Below are 22,529 nucleotides of genomic sequence, written 5' to 3' on the forward strand. Positions count from 1 at the left end.
AAGGGTGTTCTATAGGTCAGGCTACCTGCCGGGCACCCCCGGGGTCCGGGCATGACAAACAGATGACAACTTGACCGAAGGCCCAGGCGTGCGATCCGCGGTATCTTCCTGCTGTGCCGCTTCCTGGTGGTTACCCACCCAACGCCAGTCGCGACGGTTTCATCCTACCGTGCGTCCAGATCCTCCCACTCAAAACCGGTAACGGTTCCGGCTTCCCAGTCAGACCGCAGCCGGCCGTAGGCAACTTCCGCCACCCGCTGCCCGTCCGGCAGCGGCCACTCCTGGCGCAGGTGGCCTTCCTTCACAAAACCGGAGCGCAGCAGCGTCTTGCGCATGGCAATGTTGTCTTCCCGCATCCTGCCCGCGAAACGGCGCAGGTGCGGGTGGTCCGTGAATACCTTGTCCGTCAGGGCCTTCAGCACGGGGACACCCTTGCCCCCGCCCCGGTGCTCCTCCACCAGCCGCAGATCAAAATACGCAGTGTCCTCGTTGAGGTTTTCGAGGATGACCAGGCCCATCCGGTGGTTGTCGCCGAAGACCCAGAAGGTGCACACGCCGTCGGACTCAAACCTGCCCTCCAGCAGCAGCCGGCGCACCAGTTCCTCGGAGGGCGCGGTAATGCGGTGGAACGGAAAACTGTTGGTGGTCAGGAACCTGACCAGCTCCTCTTCGTCCTTATCCATGAGCGGGGCGAAAGTAACGTCCATTCACCCAGCCTAGGCCGTGGCGCCCCGGGCGGTAACCTTGGGAAGGTGAGAGAAGATGCCACTGCCGGGCTGCCGGCTTCCCCCGTTTCCCCGTCCTTCGACGACGGCGCCGCTGCAGGCTCCGGTGCCTACACCCTGACGCTATCCTGTGCCGACCGGCCCGGAATCGTCCACGCCGTCTCCGGCGCCCTGGCCGGGGCAGGCGGAAACATCACGGAGTCTCAGCAGTACGGCAGCCCGGACTCCGGCACCTTCTTCATGCGCGTTGACTTCACAGCTCCGGGAACCTACGACGGCGTCCGCTCCCTTCTTGCCCCGGTGGCAGGCCAGTTCGGCATGGACTGGGAACTGCACCGCGCAGGCGTACCGGTGCGCACGCTGATCATGGCGTCCAAGGACGGGCACTGCCTCAATGACCTGCTCTTCCAGCAGCGGGCCGGCAACCTGCCCATCGAGATCCCCGCAATCGTCTCCAACCACCGTGACCTCGCCGGCCTCGCCGAGTTCTACGGCATTCCCTTCCACCACATCCCGGTCACCGCGGACACCAAGCAGGAAGCGGAGGACCAGCTCCGTACACTCATGGCGGAGCTGGACATCGAGCTGGTAGTGCTGGCCCGGTACATGCAGATCCTCAGCAACGAACTCTGCCAGGAACTCTCCCGCCGGGCGATCAACATCCACCACTCCTTCCTCCCCTCCTTCAAGGGTGCCCGCCCGTACCACCAGGCGCATGCCCGCGGCGTGAAGCTGATCGGAGCCACGGCCCACTACGTCACGTCGGACCTGGACGAGGGACCGATCATCGAGCAGGAGGTCATCCGGGTGGACCATTCCCGGACCGCCCAGCGCCTCGCGGCCCTGGGCGCCGGAGTGGAGGGACGCACCCTCTCGAAGGCCGTGCAGTGGCACGCCGAACACCGCGTTCTGCTTGACGGCCGCCGGACCATCGTCTTCAACTAGGCCCGTGCCTTCGCCGTCTGGCGGCGGCAGGGGTATCCCATCCCCCGTGCCGCCGCCCGCTAGAGTTGTCACATGGCCCACATCGTTACCCTCCGCGGCAAGACTCCCGTCATCGACCCGTCCGTTTTCCTGGCACCCACGGCGTCCGTGATCGGCGACGTCGAACTGGGTCCGGGTGCCAGCGCCTTCTACGGTGTCTGCGTGCGCGGAGACTCCAGCTCGATCCGGGTGGGCACGGGAACAAACCTGCAGGACAACGTGGTGCTGCACGCGGATCCCGGGTTTCCCACCACGGTAGGCGACCGGGTCAGCGTGGGCCACAGCGCCGTCGTCCACGGATGCACGGTTGAGGACGACTGCCTGGTGGGCATGAGTGCAACCATCATGAACGGAGCGGTGATTGGTGCCGGCTCGCTCGTCGCTGCAGGAGCCCTGGTACTCGAGGGCACCCAGGTTCCGCCGCGATCGCTGGTTGCCGGCGTTCCGGCCAAGGTCCGGCGCACACTGAGCGATGAGGAATTCGAGGCGGTCCAGCGCAACGCGGCGCATTACCTGGAGATGGCGGCGGAGCACCGCGAGGCGCTGGCTGGAAGCTAGGCCCGCTCCGGTCCCCGCCCGGCCCGCTCCGGTCCCTGCCTTTCCGCTCCCCTGCCCTCCGCCGGTTTCCCGGCTCCCGGCCGGACAAGTAACTTCCCACCGTGCAAAACACGTTGCGTTCAATTCTTGACGACAAGCCCCCTGTATAGGACGCTGAACTCTATGTCTGCCGAATCACCCTCGACGATGAGGGCACTTCCTGCCGCCGGCCGGCGAACAAAACCTGGTTCCCAGACCGCACTGCGGGCCCGCAATCAGCAGCGCATCCAGGATGCGCTGCTTGCAGCCGGGCCCCAGACCCAGGCCGAGCTCTCCCGGGCCACGGGCCTTTCCAGCGCCACCGTGTCAAACATTGTGCGGCACATGTCGGACTCGGGCCTGGTCAAGACGGAGCCCACCACCAGTTCAGGCCGCCGTGCCCTGTCGGTGCGGCTGAATGACACCGGCGCGGTGGCAGCCGGCATCGACATCGGCCGGCGCCACGTCCGGGTAGTGCTGGCCACGCTTGGCTACCGGATCATCGGAGAAGACTCGATCTCCCTTCCCGCCGGCCACAGCGCCGATGAAGGCATGGACGCCGCCGCGGAACTGTTCGACTCCGTCCTTGCCGCTGCGGACGTCGGCCGGGACCGCGTGCTGGGCGCCGGCGTCGGCATCCCCGGCCCCATCGACCGGCGCAGCGGCACCGTGGTGCGCGGGGCCATCCTGCCCGAATGGGTCGGGATCAACATGCGCGAAGACCTTGCCGTTCGCCTCCGGGTCCCGGTCCACATCGACAACGATGCGAACCTGGGTGCCCTGGCCCAGGTCACCTGGGGCCCGCACGGCGGCTGCGAGAACCTCATCTTCGTCAAGGTGGCCACGGGCATCGGTGCCGGGCTGGTGATCAACGGGTCCCTGTTCTACGGGCATGTGGGAATCACCGGCGAAATAGGGCACGCCACCATTTCCGACCAGGGGCTCATCTGCCGGTGCGGCAACCGCGGCTGCCTCGAAACGGTGGCTTCAACGGCCACGATGATCGACCTGCTCAGCCGGGCAGCAGCCGAACCGGTGACCACAACGGACATCATCCGCCAGGCAGCGGCCGGGGACCCGGCAACCCTGCGGGTGGTGGACGACGCCGGTATGGCCGTGGGACGGGCCGTGGCAGGCATTGCCAACGCACTGAATCCGGAGGTGATCGTCGTCGGCGGTTCCCTGACCGAGCTGGGCGACGCATTCCTGAATCCGATCGAGCGCGGGCTGCTGCGCCACGCGGTGCCGCTGATCGGGGAAACCACCACCGTTACGATGTCATCCCTGGGCGACCGCGCCGAAGCGCTCGGTGCGGCCGCGCTGGTTCTGGCCATGGCCGACGCAGTGCTCTGACCTGAGGCGTTTCTTCGGAACATCCATTTATTTAGAATCTATGTTTTTTCATCTTGTTTCCGCCTTGTGTTCAAGACTTGACGACAAGCAAGGAATAAGAGTTTACTTCTCTATCGACCCACTGTTACGGGTCAGTAGCTAGACAAAGAAGTCACAACGGGAGGCACGTATGCGAGCAGCAGTTGCAGCTCGGGCAACTGGAGCGCTCAGCGTCCAGTGCCCCTACAGCGGGGAACATGCAGATGCCGCATAACCACACCATTCTGGAAATGCGTTCCATCACCAAGGAATTTCCCGGCGTCAAGGCACTTTCTGACGTCTCCATCAGCGTAAAAGCCGGTGAGATCCACGCCATTTGCGGCGAAAACGGAGCCGGAAAGTCCACCCTCATGAAGGTTCTCTCCGGGGTTTACCCGTACGGGACCTACACGGGCGAAATCGTCTTCCAGGGAGAGGTTGTCCAGTTCAAGGACATCCGTTCCTCCGAAGCGGCCGGAATCGTCATCATCCACCAGGAACTCGCCCTGATCCCGGAACTCTCCATCGCGGAGAACATCTTCCTGGGCAACGAGCCGCGCCGCTTCGGTTTCATCGACTGGGACCGCGCGAACCTCGAAGCCTCCGAGCTGATGGCCCGGGTGGGACTCGAAGAGGATCCCACCACGCCCATCAAGGACATCGGCGTCGGCAAGCAGCAGCTGGTGGAAATCGCCAAGGCGCTGAGCAAGCGGGTGAAGCTTCTGATCCTGGACGAACCCACCGCGGCCCTGAACGAAACCGATTCCCAGCACCTGCTGGACCTGATGGCCGGACTGCGTTCCAAGGGCATCAGCTGCATCATGATCTCCCACAAGCTCAATGAGATCGAGCAGATCGCCGATTCAATCACCATCATCCGTGACGGCAAGTCCATCGAAACCATCGACGTCGCAGTCGACGGCGCGAACGAAGACCGCATCATCAAAGGCATGGTGGGCCGATCGCTCGAGTCACGCTTCCCGGACCACACCCCGAACATCGGCGAAGTGTTCTTTGAAGTCCGGGACTGGACCGTTGGCCACCCCACCGTGCCGGACCGCATGGTCTGCAAGGGATCGAACTTCCACGTCCGCCGCGGCGAGATTGTCGGCTTCGCCGGCCTGATGGGCGCCGGACGCACTGAATTGGCCCGGTCCATCTTCGGACGCTCCTACGGCAACTACATCAGCGGCACGATCATCAAGGACGGCCGGGAAGTCAGCTTCCGGAACGTTCCGCAGGCCATCAGCCATGGCCTCGCCTACGTCACCGAGGACCGCAAGACCCTCGGCCTGAACCTGCTTGATGACATCAAGGCCACCACCGTGGCCTCGAACCTGAAGAAGATCACCAAGGGCCTGGTCGTCGACAAAGACGAGGAATACCGCTACGCGGAGGACTACCGCAAAAGCCTGCGGACCAAGGCACCCACCGTGGATGAAGGTGTCTCCAAGCTGTCCGGCGGCAACCAGCAGAAGGTTGTCCTGGCCAAGTGGATGTTCACCGACCCGGACCTGCTGATCCTCGATGAGCCAACCCGCGGCATCGACGTCGGTGCCAAGTACGAGATCTACGGGATCATCCAGCAGCTGGCCAACCAGGGCAAGGGCGTGATCGTGATCTCCTCGGAGCTTCCCGAGCTCCTTGGTCTCTCCGACCGCATCTACACCATCTTCGAAGGCGCTATCACCGGTGAGGTTTCCAAGGCTGATGCCAGCCAGGAAAACCTCATGAGGCTCATGACCTCCGCCGGCAAGCACACCCCCGACCTCGCCACCCAAGGACCCCTTTCATGAAAGCCATCAAACAGCTGCTGAGCGGCAACGGCCGCCAGTTCGGCATGATCTTTGCCCTTGTCGTCCTGATCGGCCTCTTCCAGTGGCTGACCGGAGGCAAGACCCTCACGCCCACGAACATGATCAACCTGTTCAACGGCAACTCCTACATCCTGATCCTGGCCGTCGGCATGGTCTTTGTGATCATTGCCGGGCACATTGACCTCTCGGTTGGCTCCGTCGCCGCCGTCACGGGAATCATCGTGGCTATGGCCATGCGGGACTGGGGCATTCCGTGGTGGGCAGGCATCCTGCTCGGCCTGCTGATCGGTGCCGCCATCGGCGCCTGGCAGGGGCTCTGGGTGGCGTACGTCGGCATCCCGGCGTTCATTGTCACGCTCGCCGGCATGCTGATCTTCCGCGGTGCCAACCAGTACATCGGCAAGTCCAACACCGTTCCAGTACCGCAGGAATTCCAGTTCATCGGCGCAGGCTACCTGCCGGAGATCGGCCCGGACACCGGCTACAACAACCTCACCCTGCTCCTGGGCCTGGTTCTCGCCGCCGTCGTGATCATCGGTGAAATGCGCCGCCGTGCGAAGACCGTCAAGATCGGTTCCGTCAATCCCCCGGCCTGGGTTTCCGCCACGAAGACCGGCCTGCTGGTAGCTGCCATCCTGTACGCCACGTACCTCTTCTCCACGGGCCGTCCGGGCACCTCCTTCCCGGTATCCGGCATTATCCTGGCTGCCCTGGTGGTCCTGTACGTGTTCATCTCCACCAAGACCGTGGTCGGCCGCCACGTCTACGCCGTGGGCGGCAATCTCCACGCTGCCGAGCTCTCCGGCGTTCGGAGCAAGAAGGTCAACTTCCTGGTCATGATGAACATGTCCATCCTGGCGTCCCTCGCCGGCATGATCTTCGTTGCCCGCTCCACTGCCTCCGGCCCGTTCGACGGCACCGGCTGGGAGCTGGATGCCATTGCGGCAGTCTTCATTGGCGGCGCGGCCGTTTCCGGCGGTGTCGGCACCGTGGTCGGCTCGATCGTCGGCGGCCTGGTCATGGCCGTGCTGAACAACGGCCTGCAGCTGCTGGGCATCGGCGCGGACCTGACCTCCATCATCAAGGGCCTGGTCCTGCTGATCGCCGTTGCACTGGATGTCTACAACAAGACCCAGGGCAGGCCCTCCATCATCGGCCTGATGATGAAGAACTTCGGGTCCAAGGACAAGCTCACTGTCCCCGCCCCGGTGAATCCGAAGCCTGAAATGCCCACCGGCACCAAGTCCACCATCGGAACGGATGCCTAGGCCCCACCGGGCCCCTCGATCCGCACGACAAAAAACCACCGCACCACCCATCAAGAAAAGGAACACCATGCGCAAGTTCGCAAAGTCATTTGCCGTAGTCGCCACGGTGGCAGCGCTGTCGCTGTCCGCCTGCGGCCGTGCCGACGAAGCTTCCACCGGCGATGCTGCCGGCTTCGAAGAGGGATCGGCAATCGGCGTAGCCCTGCCCCAGAAGACCTCGGAAAACTGGGTCCTGGCAGAAGGCCTGTTCAACGACGGCCTGAAGGAAGCCGGCTACGAGCCGCAGGTCCAGTTCGCCAACGGCGGCGTCTCCGAGCAGCAGAACCAGATCAGCTCCATGATCACCAACGGTGTCAAGGTCCTGGTTGTCGGTGCCATCGACGGCGCCCAGCTCGGCTCGCAGCTGCAGGAAGCCAAGGATGCCGGCATCACCGTCATCGCCTACGACCGCCTCCTGACCAACACCGAGAACGTCGACTACTACGTCGCCTATGACAACTTCCAGGTCGGCCAGCTCCAGGGCCAGGCCCTGCTGGACGGAATGAAGGCCAACAAGCCCGAAGGCCCGTGGAACATCGAACTGTTCGCCGGCTCCCCCGATGATGCCAACGCACAGGTCTTCTTCGACGGCGCCATGGACGTCCTGAAGCCGGAAATCGAAGCCGGCAACCTGAACGTTGTTTCCGGCCAGACCGAGTTCAACCAGGCTGTCACCCAGGGCTGGAAGGCCGAGAACGCCCAGAAGCGCATGGATACCCTGCTCTCGGGTTCCTACGGTTCGGAGGAACTGGACGGCGTCCTGTCCCCCAACGACACCCTGGCCCGCGCCATCCTGACCTCCGTCTCCGCTGCCGGCAAGCCGGTTCCGGTCGTGACCGGCCAGGATTCCGAAGTTGAGTCCGTGAAATCCATCATGGAAGGCGTCCAGTACTCCACCATCAACAAGGACACCCGTGCCCTGGTTAACCACACCATTGACATGGTCAAGGGCCTCGGCGCCGGCGAAGAGCTGGAAATCAACGACGACGAGTCCTACGACAACGGCGTGAAGGTTGTTCCGGCTTACCTGCTGGAACCGCAGATCGTCACCAAGGACAACGCTGCAGAGGCTTACGCCAACGATCCGACGCTGGCCGAACTGGTCAAGTAGTCCACAGCGCTGACACATGCGGCCCGGGCTGCCTTCCTCGCGGGAGGCAGCCCGGGCTTTTTCAGTACCGGTCCCGGCCTGCGGCTGCCCCGTCCCGGCGTCGGGACTGGGCAGCCGCAGGCCGGGGACCATAGGGTAGTCCTCATACCGAGACACCAGCCAGCCACGCCACAGATTGAGAGCCGAGGAATATGAACGCCCCGCAGTTTATCCGCACACCGCCGTGCGTCCTCCAGGGGGCGCCCAGCCCGGTGCAGGCCACCGGCCGCACCCTTCGATGGGGCGTAGTTGCCACCGGCAGGATCGCCGGCCGGGTCACCGAAGACATCGCCAGGCTCGAGGACGCCGTCCTGCAGGCAGTGAGTTCACGTTCCGAGGCCACCGCCGTCGACTTCGCTGACCGCTTCGGTTTTGCATCGAGCTATTACGACGACGAGGCGCGCGGCAAGGGCTACCGCCAGCTGTTCGCAGACCCGGAAGTCGACGTCGTCTATATCGCTTCCCCGCACGCCCAGCACTATGAGCTGGCCCGCGAGGCACTCGAGGCCGGCAAGCACGTACTATGCGAAAAATCGATCACCATCAACGCCGCGGAGCTGGCAGACCTGATCGAGATCGCCGGCCGCCGGGGCGTCTTCCTGATGGAAGCTGTGTGGACCCGGTTCCTTCCCTGCATCAACCGGCTGTGGGAAATCATCTCCAGCGGTGAGCTGGGTGAGATCCAGTGGGTCCAGGCGGACCTTGGCTTCCCTGCCCCGTACGACCCGGCCAGCCGGCTCTGGGATCCTGCCGCCGGCGGCGGGGCGCTGCTGGACCTCACGGTCTATCCGCTGACCCTCGCGGTAGGTGCGCTTGGCTTCCCCCAGCGGGTCCAGGCCTCAGGCACGCTGAACGCCGACGGCGTGGACACCCAGAACGCGCTGAACCTGGGCTACGACTCCGGTGCGCAGGCTCAGCTAACTTCCTCGCTGCTCGCATCCGGTCCCCGCACCGCAACGATCTGCGGCAGCGAAGGGTGGGTCCGCACCGGGGCTCCCCTGCACAACCCGGTGGAACTGCACATCCACCAGCACATGGGTCCGTCCCGCACGGAGCGTTTCCAGCAGGTTGGCAACGGCTACACCTATGAACTGCGGGAGGTCACGCGCTGCATCCAGGAAGGGCTAGCCGAGAGCCCGACCATGCCGCTGTCCGACTCGCTGCAGACAATGCAGTTCTTTGATGAGGTACGCGCACAGATCGGCGTCCGGTACCCGAACGACGAGCGGCCGGCCGCGTCCCTGCAGGGAGCCGGCAAACTGCACGACTCCGCTTAGTCCAGTCACAGGTTAGGCCTGCGCGCCGCACAGCATCACCACCGATGCTGGGAACGCGCAGGTTTAACGCTGTGACTGAACAACGGAGGAAAGATGAATATTCTGGCCCGGAGCATGGGCAACGCGTTCCGCAACAAAGTGCGGAGCGGCGCCGTCATCATCATCCTGGCTGTGGCTATAGGCCTTGCCCTGTCAATGCTGGTGGCCCACCAGGCAGTCGGCGCCAAGGTGGCGGAGCTGAAAAGCCAGATTGGGACGCAGCTGACGGTCAACCCTGCCGGATCCCGCGGCTTCGAAGGCGGCGGCGAGCCCCTGACCAATTCGGACCTCGACACCGTCCGGTCCGTGGAGCACGTGTCCGCCGCGGAGGGAAGCCTCTCCCTGCGGCTCAGCACGTCTGACGCGGCGTCTGCTGAGGATCCAGGGTCGGGGTCTGAGGATTCGGCCGCGCAGGAGGGCTCCGGCGGTGGCGACTCCGGCGCTGCCCAGTCCGACACCGCCCAGCCCGAGCCCGCGCAGTCCGAGCCCGCGCAGGCAGGCTCCCGCGGGCCCGGCGGCATGGCAACGGCCGGATCCACCAGCCTGCGGTCCGCCGTCGACGCCGGGACGCTCGGTGCCCGTAACAGCGGCACCTCGGACGGCGCCTCCGGCAACACTGCAACCCAGGCGCCGCCGGCGATGCCCCTCACCGCGACCGGCATCAGCACGGCCGCAGCCGCTGATGGCAGCGAGCTGACGCTGACAGACGGAACGGCCATCACCGATTACTCGGCGAACTCGACCGAAGCGCTTTTGGGTGCCTCTCTCGCCGAGGAAAACGGTCTGGCCGCCGGCTCAACATTCGAGGCCCTTGGCCGCACCTTCACCGTCGCCGGAGTGTTCGACGCAGGAACTGTCTTCGACAACAATGCCCTGTACCTGCCGCTCGCCGCAGCCCAGGAACTCAGCGGCCAGACCGGGGAACTTTCCTCGATCCTGGTGACCGTTGACAGCATGGAGAACGTTGATTCAACCCAGACTGCGCTAACCGACGCTCTCGGATCCGACAGGGCTGATGTTTCTGCCGAGACGGCAGGGCTCAGTGAGGCCATCAACTCGCTGGCGGGCGTGCAGTCCATTTCCCTCGTCGGCTTCATCGCTGCGCTGGCAGCGGCGGCACTCATCGTGCTGCTGATCATGATCATGGTGATTCGTGAGCGGCGCCGGGAGATCGGTGTTCTCAAAGCCGTCGGTGCCTCGAACCGCACCATCGGCCTGCAGTTCGTGCTTGAGGCAGTGGTTCTGGTGGCGATCGGCGCTGTCCTGGGGTCTGTTATTGCTGTTGGCGCGAGTGGTCCGATAGCCAGTGCCCTGGTGGACAGCAGCACCGGAAGCAGCAGCATCGAGGCTGGTTCCATGGGTCCGGGTGCCATGGGCGGCGAAGCCCTCCAGGCGCCTCCGGGCACCGACGGCCAACCGTCCGACGGGCCGTCTGACGGCCAATCCACTGATGGCCAGGCTCAGGGCACGGCGCCGGACGGCGCTCCGGCCGGTGGCCCCGGCAGCGGGCCCTTTGGTTCCGGCGGACCCTTTGGTTCCTTTGACCAGACCGCGGAACTGATCGGCACGGTCACAACATCCGTGGGTCCCGGAACCATTGCCCTGGGCGCCGGCGGCGTGCTGTTCATCGCGGCCTTCGGTGCGCTGGTACCGGCCCTGATGACCGCGCGCGTCCGTCCGATCGAAGTCCTCCGAGGAGAGTAACAATGCTTGAAGTCCGCAACGTAGTGAAGGAATTCCCGTCCGGCGACGGCGTGATCCGGCCAGTCAACGGGGTGACGTTTTCCCTGCCGCAGGGCACATTCGCGGCCATTCTGGGCCGAAGCGGCAGCGGCAAGTCCACGCTTCTCTCCATTCTGGGGGCGCTGGATACCGCCACCAGCGGGGATGTGGTCATGGATGGAACGAACATTTCCCAGCTGCCGCCGGGACGGCTCACCGAATACCGCCGCAGGGACATCGGCTTCGTCTTCCAGCAGTACAACCTGATTCCGAACCTCAGTGCGCTGGAGAACGTCATGCTTCCCATGGAGTTCGCCGGCGTCGGCAAAGCAGAGCGAATGGCACGTGCCGCTGCGCTGCTCAATGAGGTGGAACTGACGGAGGAACTGCACCAACGCCCCGCCAACCGGCTCTCCGGGGGCCAGCAGCAGCGGGTCTCCATTGCCCGTGCGCTGGCCAACAGGCCAAGGCTCGTCCTCGCCGATGAGCCAACGGGCAACCTGGATGAGGAAACGGGCGAGCTCATTATTGAGCTGCTTCGGAACCTCGCGCAGCAGGAGAACACCACCATCCTCGTCGTGACCCATGACCAGGCGCTGGCGGCTAAGACAGACCGCAGGCTGCGCCTCGCCAGAGGTACGTTGACGGAAGAGTAAAGCCCGCCGCATGCCGTCCTTCCGGAAACCGTAAGTTCCGGGAGGACGGCTCTTCCGCGTCCGCTGCCGGAGACGGCAAAACGAGGCCCTGTGCAACGCTATACATCGCTTCGCCGGCGTGGTTATGTTCATCCATGGGAACAGAGGTCAACGCCAGGTCTTTCAGCCGCGAAGAGCGGACCCGCTACCGACGCCGGCTGCTGGAGAACCTGGACCGGTTTGCCGGCTTCCTCGGGACAGCGCAGTTCGCGGATACCGCGAGCATCGGCGTCGAACTTGAACTGAACCTGACCAATGACGACTTCACTCCCGCGCTGCGGAACTCGTCCGTGCTGGAGGAGATCGCTGATCCGGCGTTCCAGACGGAGATGGGCGCTTTCAACATTGAGATGAACCATCCCGCGCTGTCCATCAAGGGACAGGGTCTGAAGGAACTGGAGGACAGCCTGCGCGGCCAGTTGAACCGTGCTGACGAGCTTGCGGCCAAGGCTGACGCGAACATCCTGATGGTGGGAATCCTCCCCACACTCACCAATGACGTGCTCGACGGCGATGCCTGGATCAGTTCCGGAGCACGCTACGAAGCGCTCAACACATCAGTGCTCCAGGCGCGCGGCGAGGACGTGTACCTCTCACTGACCGGTTCGGAGTCCCTCACCCGGTACGCGAAGAACATTGCACCGGAGGCAGCCTGCACCTCGCTGCAGCTTCATCTCGAGGTCAGCCCCGCCGACTTCGCTCCGGCATGGAACGCGGCCCAGCTGATTGCCGGACCGCAGGTTGCCCTGGCGGCGAACTCGCCGATCTTCCTGGAACATGTGCTGTGGCAGGAAACCCGGATAGAACTCTTCAAGCAGGCGATCGACACCCGGCCGCCGGAAATGCGCAACCAGGGTGTGCGGCCCCGGGTATGGTTCGGCGAACGCTGGATCACCTCCATCTTTGACCTCTTTGAAGAAAACGTGCGGTATTTTCCCGCTCTGCTTCCCGAGCTCTCGTCCACCAGCTCCGGTTCCACGGATGCCGGCGCTCCCCTGCTGCCGGAGCTGCGGCTGCACAACGGCACCGTGTACCGGTGGAACAGGCCCATCTATGATCCGGGTACCCACACGCCCAATCTGCGGCTTGAAAACCGTGTGCTGCCTGCCGGACCCACCGTCCTGGACGTGAGCGCCAACGCGGCCTTCTTCTACGGCCTCGTCCAGACCCTGCGTACCGCGGACCGTCCCCTGTGGACCCGTACCGCGTTCAAGACGGCGGCGGATAATTTCCTGGCCTGCTCACGGCTGGGACTGGACGCCACGGTCTACTGGCCCGGCATTGGGGACATACCGGTCACCGAGCTGGTGGTCCGGCACCTGATTCCCATGGCTGCGGACGGGCTGCGCGAGCTGGGGGTAGATGACGAGCTGGTCGAACGCTACCTGACGGTGATCCGGGAACGTGCGCGGACGGAGCAGAACGGTGCGTCCTGGCAGGTTTCGGTTCTGTCGAACCTGGAGTCGGAGGGCTACGACCGGACGTCGGCTCTGGCGGAAATGACCCGCCGCTACTGGCACCACATGCACAGCAACGAACCCGTGCATCTCTGGCCGCTGAATTGACTCCTCCGGTACTGATTTCTTCACGGACCCCTAGCACTCGATATTGGTGAGTGCTAATCTAATTCCATTCTTGAGTGGACCTGACTCAACCTGATTCAGCCGCTCAAGTAGTCGACCCTTCGTTATTCCTGTCAGTGAAGAACACATCCACCCGTCTGATCGGGACGGGTGAAAAGGAGTTGATGAGAATGGCCATGAAATTCGATCCTTTCCGCGAACTGGACCGCATGGCAGGTGCCCTTTTGGATCCCCGGCAGCGGCTGCGGCTGATGCCAATTGATCTGTACCGAGAGGGCGACCATTACATCTTGAACGCAGACCTGCCCGGTATAGATCCGGGGTCGGTCGATGTGGATGTTGATGGCCAGCTGCTGACCATCCGGGCTGAACGAACCATCCACGTGCCTGAGGGCGCCACCTGGCTGAACCGTGAACGCGAATCCGGCACGTTCCTGCGTCAGCTGAACCTCGGCCAGGGCATCAATATCGAGGGCATCTCAGCCAAGTATGAGAACGGTGTGCTGAGCGTCTTCATTCCGGTGAGCGAACGTGCCAAGCCGCGCAAGATCGAGGTTTCCTCCTCGTACAGCGGCAGCAGCGGCGACGTGATCAGCGGTGAGTCCAGTTCCGAACCCCTGATCTCATCCGTCTCCGGTTCGAGCGGATCCAGCGGCTCGTCTGGTTCCAGCTCCTCCGGTTCCAGCTCCTCCGGTTCCTCCGCCGGCGCCTCCTCGGGCGGCATGGGCTCCGGATCCAGCGGATCCGGGAGCGGCGGCAGCAGCTCAGGCGGATTCGGTTCCGGGTCTGGCTCGGGTTCCGCCGGCTCATAAGCCCTCAAGTTGCTCAACGGCTCTTCGGGGCACCGGGCACCGGGTAAACGGCTCTTCGGGGCACCGAGTCTTCGTGGCACCGAGTCTTCGTGGCACCGGGTCTCGGGGCACCGGGTACCGGGTCACCGGGGCACCGGGTAAACGGCTCTTCGGGGCACAAACTCTTCGTGGCACCGGGTCACCGGGGCTCCGGGTCACCGCGCACATGCGTTCTCGCAGCGGCCCTCTCCGACGCCCGCCACGAGTCCGCAAGGTGCCAGGCCAGCCCGCCGGACGGGCCGGGTTAGGCGGCTTTAATACTCCAAAGCGAGCTCTGCGAGCGACGGAGTTTCGTTGCCGCCGTTCCGGCCCGCCCGGCGGGCGAACCGGACCACCGGGCGAACCGGTCGAACGGACCACCGGGCTAAACGGTCGAACCGGACAGCCCGAAAACAAACAGCCAGCCCCAGTCCTTCCGGACCGGGGCTGGCTGTTTTGCGCTGTGAAGCTTGGGTCTTAGCCCAGGCGCACCTTGAGGTTCTCGTCCAGTGCGGCGAGGAACTCTTCGGTGGTCAGGTACGGCTGGTCGGGTCCGACCAGCAGTGCCAGGTCCTTGGTCATCTTGCCGGATTCGACCGTCTTGACGACTACGTCTTCAAGGGTCTCGGCGAAGTTGATGACCTCGGGGGTGTTGTCCAGCTTGCCGCGGTGCATCAGGCCACGGGTCCACGCGAAGATCGAAGCGATCGGGTTGGTGGAGGTGGGCTTGCCCTGCTGGTGCTGGCGGTAGTGACGGGTCACGGTGCCGTGTGCAGCTTCAGCCTCAACGGTCTTTCCGTCCGGGGTCATGAGCACGGAGGTCATGAGGCCCAGCGAGCCGAAGCCCTGGGCAACCGTGTCCGACTGGACGTCGCCGTCGTAGTTCTTGCAGGCCCAGACGTAGCCGCCTTCCCACTTCATAGCGGAGGCAACCATGTCATCGATCAGGCGGTGCTCGTAGGTGAGGCCGGCTGCTTCGAACTGGTCCTTGAACTCGGCGTCGAAGACTTCCTGGAACAGGTCCTTGAACTGGCCGTCGTAGGCCTTCAGGATCGTGTTCTTGGTGGAGAGGTACACCGGGTAGTTGCGCTGCAGGCCGTAGGCGAAGGATGCGCGGGCGAAGTCCTTGATGGACTCGTTGAAGTTGTACATACCCATGGCCACGCCGCCCTCTTCGGGGTAGGTGACAACCTGGGTCTTGATCTCTTCGCCGCCGTCAGCCGGGGTGTAGGTCAGGGTCAAGGTGCCGGCACCCGGAACCTTGAAGTTGGTGGCCTTGTACTGGTCGCCGTGTGCGTGGCGGCCGATGATGATCGGCTTGTTCCAGCCCGGGACCAGGCGCGGGATGTTGGAGATGATGATCGGTTCGCGGAAGACGACGCCGCCAAGGATGTTACGGATGGTTCCGTTGGGGGAAACCCACATCTTCTTCAGACCGAATTCTTCAACGCGTGCCTCATCAGGGGTGATGGTTGCGCACTTGACGCCCACGCCGTGTTCCTTGATGGCGTTGGCGGCGTCGATGGTGACCTGGTCATCCGTGGCGTCACGGTTCTGGATCGAGAGGTCGTAGTACTTCAGGTCTACGTCCAGGTACGGGTTGATCAGGCGGTCCTTGATGAACTGCCAGATGATCCGCGTCATCTCGTCGCCGTCGAGCTCTACGACAGAGCCCACAACCTTGATTTTGTCAGCCACACGGTCTCCTTGTGGAATGGGGGTCCGGACATGGCTTTAGACATGCGGGGACCCGGCTTTTGGGTCTGGTTTCTGCTCCAACTATGCCACAGCGCGGATGCGCCCCCTAAACCGCGGGCCGCATGCGGACATGATCCATGCGGCCCGCGGCCTGGCGTGGCTGGAGCGTTGCTAGTGGAAGAAGTGGCGGGCGCCGGTGAAGTACATCGGCACGCCTGCTGCGTTCGCCGCAGCAATGACCTCCTCGTCGCGGACGGAGCCGCCCGGCTGCACAACGGCGCGGACGCCGGCGTTCAGCAGGATCTCGAGTCCGTCGGCGAAAGGGAAGAACGCGTCCGACGCCGCTACGGCACCGCGGGCGCGCTCGTCATCGTCGCCTGCCAGCGTGTTCGCGCGCTCGACGGCGAGCTTGCAGGAGTCAACGCGGTTCACCTGTCCCATGCCCACACCGACGGACGCGCCATCGCGGGCGAGCAGGATCGCGTTCGACTTGGCAGCGCGGACTGCGCGCCAGGCGAAGACGAGGTCGGCGAGGGTCTTCTCGTCAGCGGGTTCGCCGGCTGCGAGCGTCCAGTTGTCGGGGTTGTCGCCTTCCGCTTCGACGGTGTCCGGCTGCTGCATCAGGACGCCGCCGGAGACCTGGCGGAACTCCAGCGGGTTACGGCCGTAGCCGTCCGGAAGGGTGAGCAGGCGGATGTTCTTCTTGCGGGAGAGGATCTCGACTGCCTCGGGCTCAAAGTCCGGCGCGATGACAACCTCGGTGAAGATGTCCTTGACCGTCTCCGCCATGCCGGCCGTGACCGGACGGTTCGCGGCGATCACTCCGCCATAGGCTGAGACCGGATCGCAGGCGTGCGCCTTCAGGTGGGCATTGGCGATCGGGTCCGCAGCACCGGGCGAGGCAACAGCCACACCGCACGGGTTGGCGTGCTTGACGACGGCGACTGCAGGCTCCTCGAAGTCGAAGGCTGCGCGCAGGGCGGCGTCGGCGTCGACATAGTTGTTGTAGGACATCGCCTTGCCATGCAGCTGGTCTGCCTGCGCGACTCCGGGCATCGAATCCTGGTCCGCGTAGAGTGCCGCTGCCTGGTGCGGGTTCTCGCCGTAGCGCAGCACCTCGGAGCGCTCCAGCGCCATGCCGGTGTAGGCAGGCCAGGCCGCGCCTTCCTCGGTGCCGTCGCCGAACTGCGCGGCAGTCCACTTGGCCACAGCCGTGTCATACGCGGCGGTGTGGGCGAACGCCTCGGCGGCCAGCCGGCGTCGGGCGTTCAGGTCAAAGCCGCCTTCGGCGGCAGCTGCGGTGACAGCCGAGTACTTGGCCGGGTCCACCACGACTGCAACGGAGGGGTGGTTCTTGGCAGCGGCACGGACCATCGAGGGCCCGCCGATGTCGATCTGCTCGACGACGTCGTCCTGCGCGGCGCCGGACTTCACCGTCTCAACGAACGGGTACAGGTTCACGACCACCAGGTCGAAGGCCTCGATGCCCAGCTCCTCCAGCTGGTCCCTGTGGTCCTGGCGCCGGCGGTCGGCGAGGATGCCGGCGTGCACGCGCGGGTGGAGGGTCTTGACGCGGCCATCCAGGCATTCGGAGAAACCGGTCACCTCGGCAACCTCGGTGACCTTGATGCCGGCTGCGGCGATCTGCTTGGCGGTGGATCCGGTGGAGACGATGCTGACCCCGGCTGCGGCGAGGCCCTGGGCCAGTTCCGTCAGGCCGGTCTTGTCGTAGACCGAGATGAGGGCCCGGCGGATGGGTACACGGTCAAGGGGGGTGTTGCTCACGGGGAAGTCACTCCAACTGGGTATCGGCGAACGATGCACGCGCCGCCCGCGGGCGGCCCAAGGATGAGTTTATGCCTTGGACGCTTCTGGGGCAGGCCGAAGGGGTAATAGTTCCCGGCTCGGCCGTCACCCGTTTGACGCAGGCGCATTCCGGGGTCCGCGGCACACGAAGCGTGAACGTTACGGGCGTCGGCTGTCTTACGGCCTCCGGCGTTGTAGAGTTCTCCCCAGTTAGTGCATGAATGACTATAAGTGCCGGCGGAAGGCCCTCCCCCACATGACCACCACCCACGCCCTGCCTGCGGGCGACGAAGTAGTCCAGAACCTGCCCTGGCGCTGGCGCGTCCAGGGAAAGATCTTCCTGATCGGCGGGCTGGGCTTTATGTTCGATGCCTGGGATGTGACGCTCAATGGCGTCCTGATTCCGCTGCTCTCGCAGGAATGGAACCTTGTACCGGCGCAGGCCGCGTGGATCGGGACAGCGAACCTCCTGGGAATGGCCATAGGTGCGTTTCTGTGGGGTTCGATTGCAGACGCGATTGGCCGCAAGCAGGCTTTCACCGCCACCCTGCTGATCTTCTCGATCTTTACCGTGGCAGGGGCTTTCGCACCGGACATCGCCTGGTTCTGTGTGTTTAGGTTCCTCGCTGGAGTAGGGCTTGGCGGCTGCGTTCCCGTGGACTATGCCCTGGTGGGTGAGTTCACTCCGCGGAAGCAGCGCGGCCGGGTGCTTACCGCCATGGACGGCTGGTGGCCGGTGGGTGCCGCGCTGTGCGGTGTCACTTCCGCCGTCATCATGGCGACCGTTGCGGACTGGCGCTGGACCATGCTGATCATGGTTATCCCCGCGCTGCTGGTCTTTTGGGTCCGCCGCTCAGTGCCGGAGTCTCCGCTGTTCCTGGTCCGCAAGGGCCGCACCGAGGAAGCCAGCGCCGTCATCAATGACCTGATCCGGCGTACCGGAGGAACCCAGACCGAGTGGAGGCTTCCGGAGCCGGAGCCTGTGCAGAAGTTCTCCCTGAAGACCACCGGCGCTCAGCTAGCCGAACTTTGGAGGAGCAATCCGAAGTCCACGGTGACTGCGTGGTCCCTATTTGTGACGGTCCTGCTGGTCTACTACCTGGCGCTTCAGTGGATGCCGAAGATCCTTGTGGATGCGGGTTATGCCGAGTACAAGGCGTTCCTGACGACGTCCGGCATGGCTGCGGTGGGTCTGCTGGGTGTAGTGGCTGCCGCGCTGCTGGTGGAGCGGGTCGGCCGGAAGTGGCTGCTCGGAATCACTGGCCCGGCGGCTGCAGCTTCACTGGTTGTGGTGGCCCTGGTTGTTGATGTTCCTGCGGCTGCGACAACCTGGCTGCTGGTCTACGGCTTTGTGGTGCAGGTGGCCATTCCGGTGCTCTACACCTATGTGTCCGAGCTCTACCCCACCCGGCTGCGTGCCAGCGGGTTTGGCTGGGCGTCTACGGCGTCCCGGGTTGGTGCTGGTCTTGGGCCGCTGCTCTTTGTTTCCGTGCTTTGGCCGTACCTGGGACTGCCGCTGTCCTTTGCCGTGGCCGGGCTGCTGGTGCTGGCTGCGGTGCTGTGGATGGCGAAGTTCTCGCCCGAGACCCGGGGCGCTGCGCTGGACTAGGGTTGCCGTGACCAGGGGCGCCGGCGGGTGGCTGGGCAGCGCGCAGCGCGCCGGCCTCGCGTGCGGCTGGCTCAGAGCGCCGGGAGTCCCTCTTTGCTGATCTTCCGGAGGGTCTCGATCAGCAGCCGCCGTTCCTGCACCTTGATGCGCTCGTGCAGCGTCTCCTCGGTATCGCCGTCGAGCACCTCCACCGCTGCCTGCGCCAGGATCGGGCCCGTGTCCACACCGGCGTCGGCAATGTGGACCGTGCAGCCGGTGACCTTCACTCCGTAGGCGAGTGCATCCCGCACTCCGTGCGCACCGGGGAAAGACGGAAGCAGTGCCGGATGGGTGTTGACGTAGCGTCCCTCGAACGTGTCGATAAAGTGCTCATCCACAATGCGCATGAATCCGGAGGAAAGGACGACGTCGGGATTGTAGGATCCAACTTTCTCCGTCAGCGCACGGTTCCAGTCCGCACGGACCGGGTAATCCTTGAAGTTCACCACGAACGTTTCGTATCCGGCGGCGGCAGCACGTTCCACGCCGTAGGTTCCGGTCCTGTCGGCACCGACGGCGGCGATTTCGACATCGAGCTCCCCCGCGGCAACGGCGTCAAGGACCGCCTGGAGGTTGGAGCCGGTGCCGGAAACCAGAGCAACAATTCGCATGTGTCAACCTTAGGTCGAAGCGTCACCTAGGCTTAAACCATGACTAACGACGGCCCTGACGTACGCCCGCGACCGCCGTTTCCGCCGGCTACCCGCAAACCGGAGCCCACTGAGGCACAGTCGAAGGAAGCCCGTTCCTACATGTGGGTGTTCATTGCCCTGCTGTTGGGAATGCTGCTCAGCTCGGACCTGATGCTGCCTTGGAAGCTGCTTCCGCTGATGCTGGGTATTGCGGCCGTCGTGGTTGGGACCATCACCCTGGTGAAGGTCATCCGGTTCGGTCTGGGCGCGTTTATGCGGATTGTGGTCTCGATGGGCCTGGCCGCGACTGCCTTCATGACCCTCGGGCTGGCTGCCCAGGTGGCCCTATGGCCGCTTACCGCCAAGTACGAGACCTGTATGCAGTCCGCCCTGACTGTCCAGGCCACTGAGGCCTGCACCGAGGATTACCTGACTTTCGGCGGAATGCTTCCCCAGCCGTAGCGGTCTTTCTTCACTGAGCTGGTTTCCTGGGGTTTCCGCAGCGGGCAGCTACACCTTTGAGGCGGCTTCCGGGCGCCGTGAGCGTTCACGTTCAAGCCATGGGCCCGCTGCGTAACCAATAACGACGCCGACGGCGACTTCCGCGGCGATCCAGATTCCGGTCCAGAGCGGGTCTGGTCCAATCTCGACGAATCTGCCGATGCCCAGTGAACCGCGTGCGATGAGTGCAGCTGCGGCTGCCAGGAGTCCTGACACCAGCCCAATGACGGCGCCAAGGCAGACTGTCGAAACGGAGGCTGTGAACCATCTGGCGTTGATCTTGATGGAGATCCACTCGTCGAAGTGGTTCTCGCCCTCTCGCAGGAACCACCATCCTGCCAGCACTCCTGCCGCGACGGGGATTAACAGTGCTGCGTAGGCGTATTCGGACTGTCCGCTGGGCAGGGCCGCCAGTATCGGGACAGCAGGCAGTGGGCCTACTGTCGTTTCGAGTGGGCTGATGATGCTTCCCGTTCCGATGCTGAATCCTGCTCCGGATGCCCAGGCTAGGGTCCAGACCACCAGGTTGGGTAGCAGTCCCAGCTGGGCAACGGTGACAACGATGCCTCCGATGATTCCGGCGTCGAGCTTCTGGTAGACGGTTGCTATCTCTGCCCAGCTCAGCGCCAGAGCCACTACCAGCAGGACTGCTGCGAGTCCGATTGCTGCCGTGATTCCCACGACTCCGGCCCGGATTGCTGCCCACAGGTAGGAACCGGCCCAGCGTGAGTGCTGGCTGGTTCTTGCTATCCAGTCTGTGAGGTCCACTCCTATGAGCCGTACCCAGGAGCCCGCTTCCATCCGCGCTCCGATGATGACTCCGAGTCCTGCGGGGATGAGGGGTATCAGGCCTCCGGCCACGAGCGAGATGCTTACGTCCTCGTTTGCGGAGAAGTATGCCGCTGCTGTTCCCAGCAGGGCGTAAGTTCCGAGTGCTCCGAGCAGTGCCTGCCAGAGCTGGTCTGTGTAGCACGCGCGTGCGAGCCTGCGTCCTGCCCTCCAGCAGAGGAAGAAGGGTATGAGTGTCAGGCCCAGTGGAATCAGGGACAGCAGTCCTCCCGATTCTTCCGGCCCCACTGTTCCTGCCGGGAAAGTCAGTGAAAGCGGCACCCCGTGCAGCAGTAGCCAGGCTTGCCCGCTTAGCCGTGCCAGTGAGGCGTAGTCCCGGTCTGAGAACCCGTTTGCTGCCCACACTCCGGTTAGCGGCAGGATTACGACCAGGGCTGACAGAACTGCTGCCTGGCCGAGTTCGAACATTCCCTGCAGCCAGAGTGGCATGGGCAACACACCCGGTTTCTTCGGGCGTTTAAAGAGTTTCATCGCTCTCTATCGTGCCATTCTGACGCGTCCGAGCTGTTGAGGGTGCGGGTGTGAGTCGAGGTTCGGGTTTGTTGTGGAGGGGCGACACAGGCGGTGAGCCCACGGACAGAGGGGTGTTTGCCGGGGGGTGTTGGAGGGGTGTCCGTCGGAGGAACGTTGGAGGGGCCCCTCGGAGGGGTGTCCGTTGGGAGGGGTGTTTGCCGGAGGGCAGCCGACGAAGGGGGTACCCGTCAGGGGTACCCGTCAGGGGTACCCGTCAGGGGTACCCGTCAGGGGTACCCGTCAGGGGTACCCGTCAGGGGTACCCGTCAGGGGTACCCCCGCGGCAGGAGCGGATCTTCGGCCGAGGGTCGTCAGTCGTGCCTCAGTTATCGCGGTGGCGCCTGATCCATCCCGGCGGCTGGGCCTCAGTTGCGCGTCTCTATGAGTGTGAGGCTCCCCCAACTGTGTGGCCCGCGAATTGGAGTGCGGGGGCGGGTGGCACCAGGTTTTCCAAAGTAGAGGACTTAAAGGTGCCGCTCTATGGTCGCGCAGAAGGGCTGGATGTACGGGGCTAGAACGGAGGGGGCTCATCGTCCGAATGCTGGGTCTGGGGCCCGGGTCGGGGAGGCAGCTCCGGAAGCGTGCGCGTTGGCGGGTTCGGCTGGTAGTCCAGTGCTGGGTCGGTTGCGTAGGTTCGTCCGGTGGGTGAGTGCCATTCGATGGTTCCGGGTTCGGGTTGGCGTGCTGTCCAGTGGCCGAGGGTTTTGAACCGGTGGTGCTTAGGGCAGAGGTGTTCCAGATTCGCGTGATCCGTGGGCCCGCCGTGGGCGTAGGGCTTGGTGTGATCGATCTCCGCGTGCGTGACG

The 22,529-nt window shown here is 64.4% G+C and carries 18 protein-coding genes, 1 pseudogene and 1 riboswitch; of the genes and pseudogenes, 13 read left to right on the forward strand and 6 right to left on the reverse strand.

Translation table 11 applies throughout. The features are described 5' to 3' along the window. Positions 1-73: 73 nt before the first annotated feature. Positions 74-162, reverse strand: a riboswitch (ZMP/ZTP riboswitch). Between the two features lie 2 nt (positions 163-164). Beyond that, on the reverse strand, positions 165-707 hold the full coding sequence (locus tag ACSLGO_RS15105) for a GNAT family N-acetyltransferase (protein ID WP_091606882.1): 543 nt from the start codon (positions 705-707) through the stop codon (positions 165-167). Between the two features lie 69 nt (positions 708-776). On the opposite strand from ACSLGO_RS15105, the gene purU reads away from it, so the two are divergent. From purU to ACSLGO_RS15160, 11 genes and pseudogenes are all read left to right on the forward strand, one after another. Continuing rightward, positions 777-1,670 (forward strand): formyltetrahydrofolate deformylase, encoded by an 894-nt coding sequence (gene purU, locus ACSLGO_RS15110; RefSeq protein WP_436401409.1) that lies wholly within the window; start codon positions 777-779, stop codon positions 1,668-1,670. Between the two features lie 72 nt (positions 1,671-1,742). After that, a complete protein-coding gene (locus tag ACSLGO_RS15115; protein ID WP_152274794.1) occupies positions 1,743-2,267 on the forward strand; it encodes a gamma carbonic anhydrase family protein in 525 nt (174 codons plus the stop codon). A 162-nt stretch (positions 2,268-2,429) separates the two neighbouring features. Next, on the forward strand, positions 2,430-3,638 hold the full coding sequence (locus ACSLGO_RS15120) for an ROK family transcriptional regulator (RefSeq protein WP_263128523.1): 1,209 nt from the start codon (positions 2,430-2,432) through the stop codon (positions 3,636-3,638). Between the two features lie 236 nt (positions 3,639-3,874). After that, on the forward strand, positions 3,875-5,452 hold the full coding sequence (gene mmsA / locus ACSLGO_RS15125) for a multiple monosaccharide ABC transporter ATP-binding protein (protein ID WP_386886551.1): 1,578 nt from the start codon (positions 3,875-3,877) through the stop codon (positions 5,450-5,452). Next, on the forward strand, positions 5,449-6,741 hold the full coding sequence (gene mmsB, locus ACSLGO_RS15130) for a multiple monosaccharide ABC transporter permease (protein WP_152274796.1): 1,293 nt from the start codon (positions 5,449-5,451) through the stop codon (positions 6,739-6,741). Before mmsA ends, mmsB begins: the two co-directional genes overlap by 4 nt. A 67-nt stretch (positions 6,742-6,808) precedes the next feature. Continuing rightward, positions 6,809-7,891 (forward strand): substrate-binding domain-containing protein, encoded by a 1,083-nt coding sequence (locus ACSLGO_RS15135; RefSeq protein ID WP_091606893.1) that lies wholly within the window; start codon positions 6,809-6,811, stop codon positions 7,889-7,891. A gap of 191 nt (positions 7,892-8,082) precedes the next feature. Then, positions 8,083-9,207 (forward strand): Gfo/Idh/MocA family protein, encoded by a 1,125-nt coding sequence (locus ACSLGO_RS15140; RefSeq protein WP_263128522.1) that lies wholly within the window; start codon positions 8,083-8,085, stop codon positions 9,205-9,207. A 93-nt stretch (positions 9,208-9,300) separates the two neighbouring features. Then, positions 9,301-10,950: an ABC transporter permease gene (locus ACSLGO_RS15145; protein WP_436401401.1), complete on the forward strand. Its 1,650-nt coding sequence runs from the start codon at positions 9,301-9,303 to the stop codon at positions 10,948-10,950. 2 nt (positions 10,951-10,952) lie between these two features. Beyond that, complete coding sequence (locus ACSLGO_RS15150; protein WP_377955959.1) at positions 10,953-11,624, forward strand: ABC transporter ATP-binding protein; 672 nt, start codon at positions 10,953-10,955, stop codon at positions 11,622-11,624. 134 nt (positions 11,625-11,758) lie between these two features. Beyond that, positions 11,759-13,228 (forward strand): glutamate--cysteine ligase, encoded by a 1,470-nt coding sequence (locus tag ACSLGO_RS15155; protein WP_436401402.1) that lies wholly within the window; start codon positions 11,759-11,761, stop codon positions 13,226-13,228. A 188-nt stretch (positions 13,229-13,416) separates the two neighbouring features. Then, positions 13,417-13,860: pseudogene (locus tag ACSLGO_RS15160) on the forward strand (Hsp20/alpha crystallin family protein); the annotation flags it as partial. A gap of 693 nt (positions 13,861-14,553) precedes the next feature. Here ACSLGO_RS15160 and ACSLGO_RS15165 read toward each other — a convergent pair. Further along, positions 14,554-15,774 carry an NADP-dependent isocitrate dehydrogenase gene (locus ACSLGO_RS15165; protein WP_091607004.1) on the reverse strand — a complete coding sequence of 407 codons (1,221 nt, stop codon included), beginning with the start codon at positions 15,772-15,774 and terminating at the stop codon, positions 14,554-14,556. Between the two features lie 171 nt (positions 15,775-15,945). Beyond that, positions 15,946-17,559, reverse strand: coding sequence for a bifunctional phosphoribosylaminoimidazolecarboxamide formyltransferase/IMP cyclohydrolase (gene purH / locus ACSLGO_RS15170; RefSeq protein WP_377955960.1), 1,614 nt, complete (start codon positions 17,557-17,559; stop codon positions 15,946-15,948). Positions 17,560-17,836: 277 nt separating this feature from the next. Between purH and ACSLGO_RS15175 the strand changes: the two genes are divergently transcribed. After that, entirely contained in the window at positions 17,837-19,189 is a 1,353-nt protein-coding gene (locus ACSLGO_RS15175; protein ID WP_263128515.1) for an MFS transporter, read from the forward strand. 71 nt (positions 19,190-19,260) lie between these two features. Here the strand turns inward: ACSLGO_RS15175 and purN are convergent, their stop codons facing one another. Continuing rightward, positions 19,261-19,839, reverse strand: coding sequence for a phosphoribosylglycinamide formyltransferase (gene purN / locus ACSLGO_RS15180; RefSeq protein WP_386886561.1), 579 nt, complete (start codon positions 19,837-19,839; stop codon positions 19,261-19,263). A 39-nt stretch (positions 19,840-19,878) separates the two neighbouring features. On the opposite strand from purN, the gene ACSLGO_RS15185 reads away from it, so the two are divergent. Continuing rightward, positions 19,879-20,322 (forward strand): hypothetical protein, encoded by a 444-nt coding sequence (locus ACSLGO_RS15185; RefSeq protein WP_436401403.1) that lies wholly within the window; start codon positions 19,879-19,881, stop codon positions 20,320-20,322. A 48-nt stretch (positions 20,323-20,370) separates the two neighbouring features. Here ACSLGO_RS15185 and ACSLGO_RS15190 read toward each other — a convergent pair whose 3' ends face one another. Both ACSLGO_RS15190 and ACSLGO_RS15195 read right to left on the reverse strand, forming a co-directional pair. Further along, positions 20,371-21,681 carry a cell division protein PerM gene (locus ACSLGO_RS15190; protein WP_152274804.1) on the reverse strand — a complete coding sequence of 437 codons (1,311 nt, stop codon included), beginning with the start codon at positions 21,679-21,681 and terminating at the stop codon, positions 20,371-20,373. A gap of 553 nt (positions 21,682-22,234) precedes the next feature. Further along, positions 22,235-22,529 (reverse strand): HNH endonuclease (locus ACSLGO_RS15195; protein ID WP_436401404.1); only part of this gene is annotated, 295 nt, incomplete at its 5' end.

This window comes from Arthrobacter sp. IK3 (genome assembly GCF_051337705.1).
GTDB classification, from domain to species: Bacteria; Actinomycetota; Actinomycetes; order Actinomycetales; family Micrococcaceae; genus Arthrobacter_B; species Arthrobacter_B koreensis.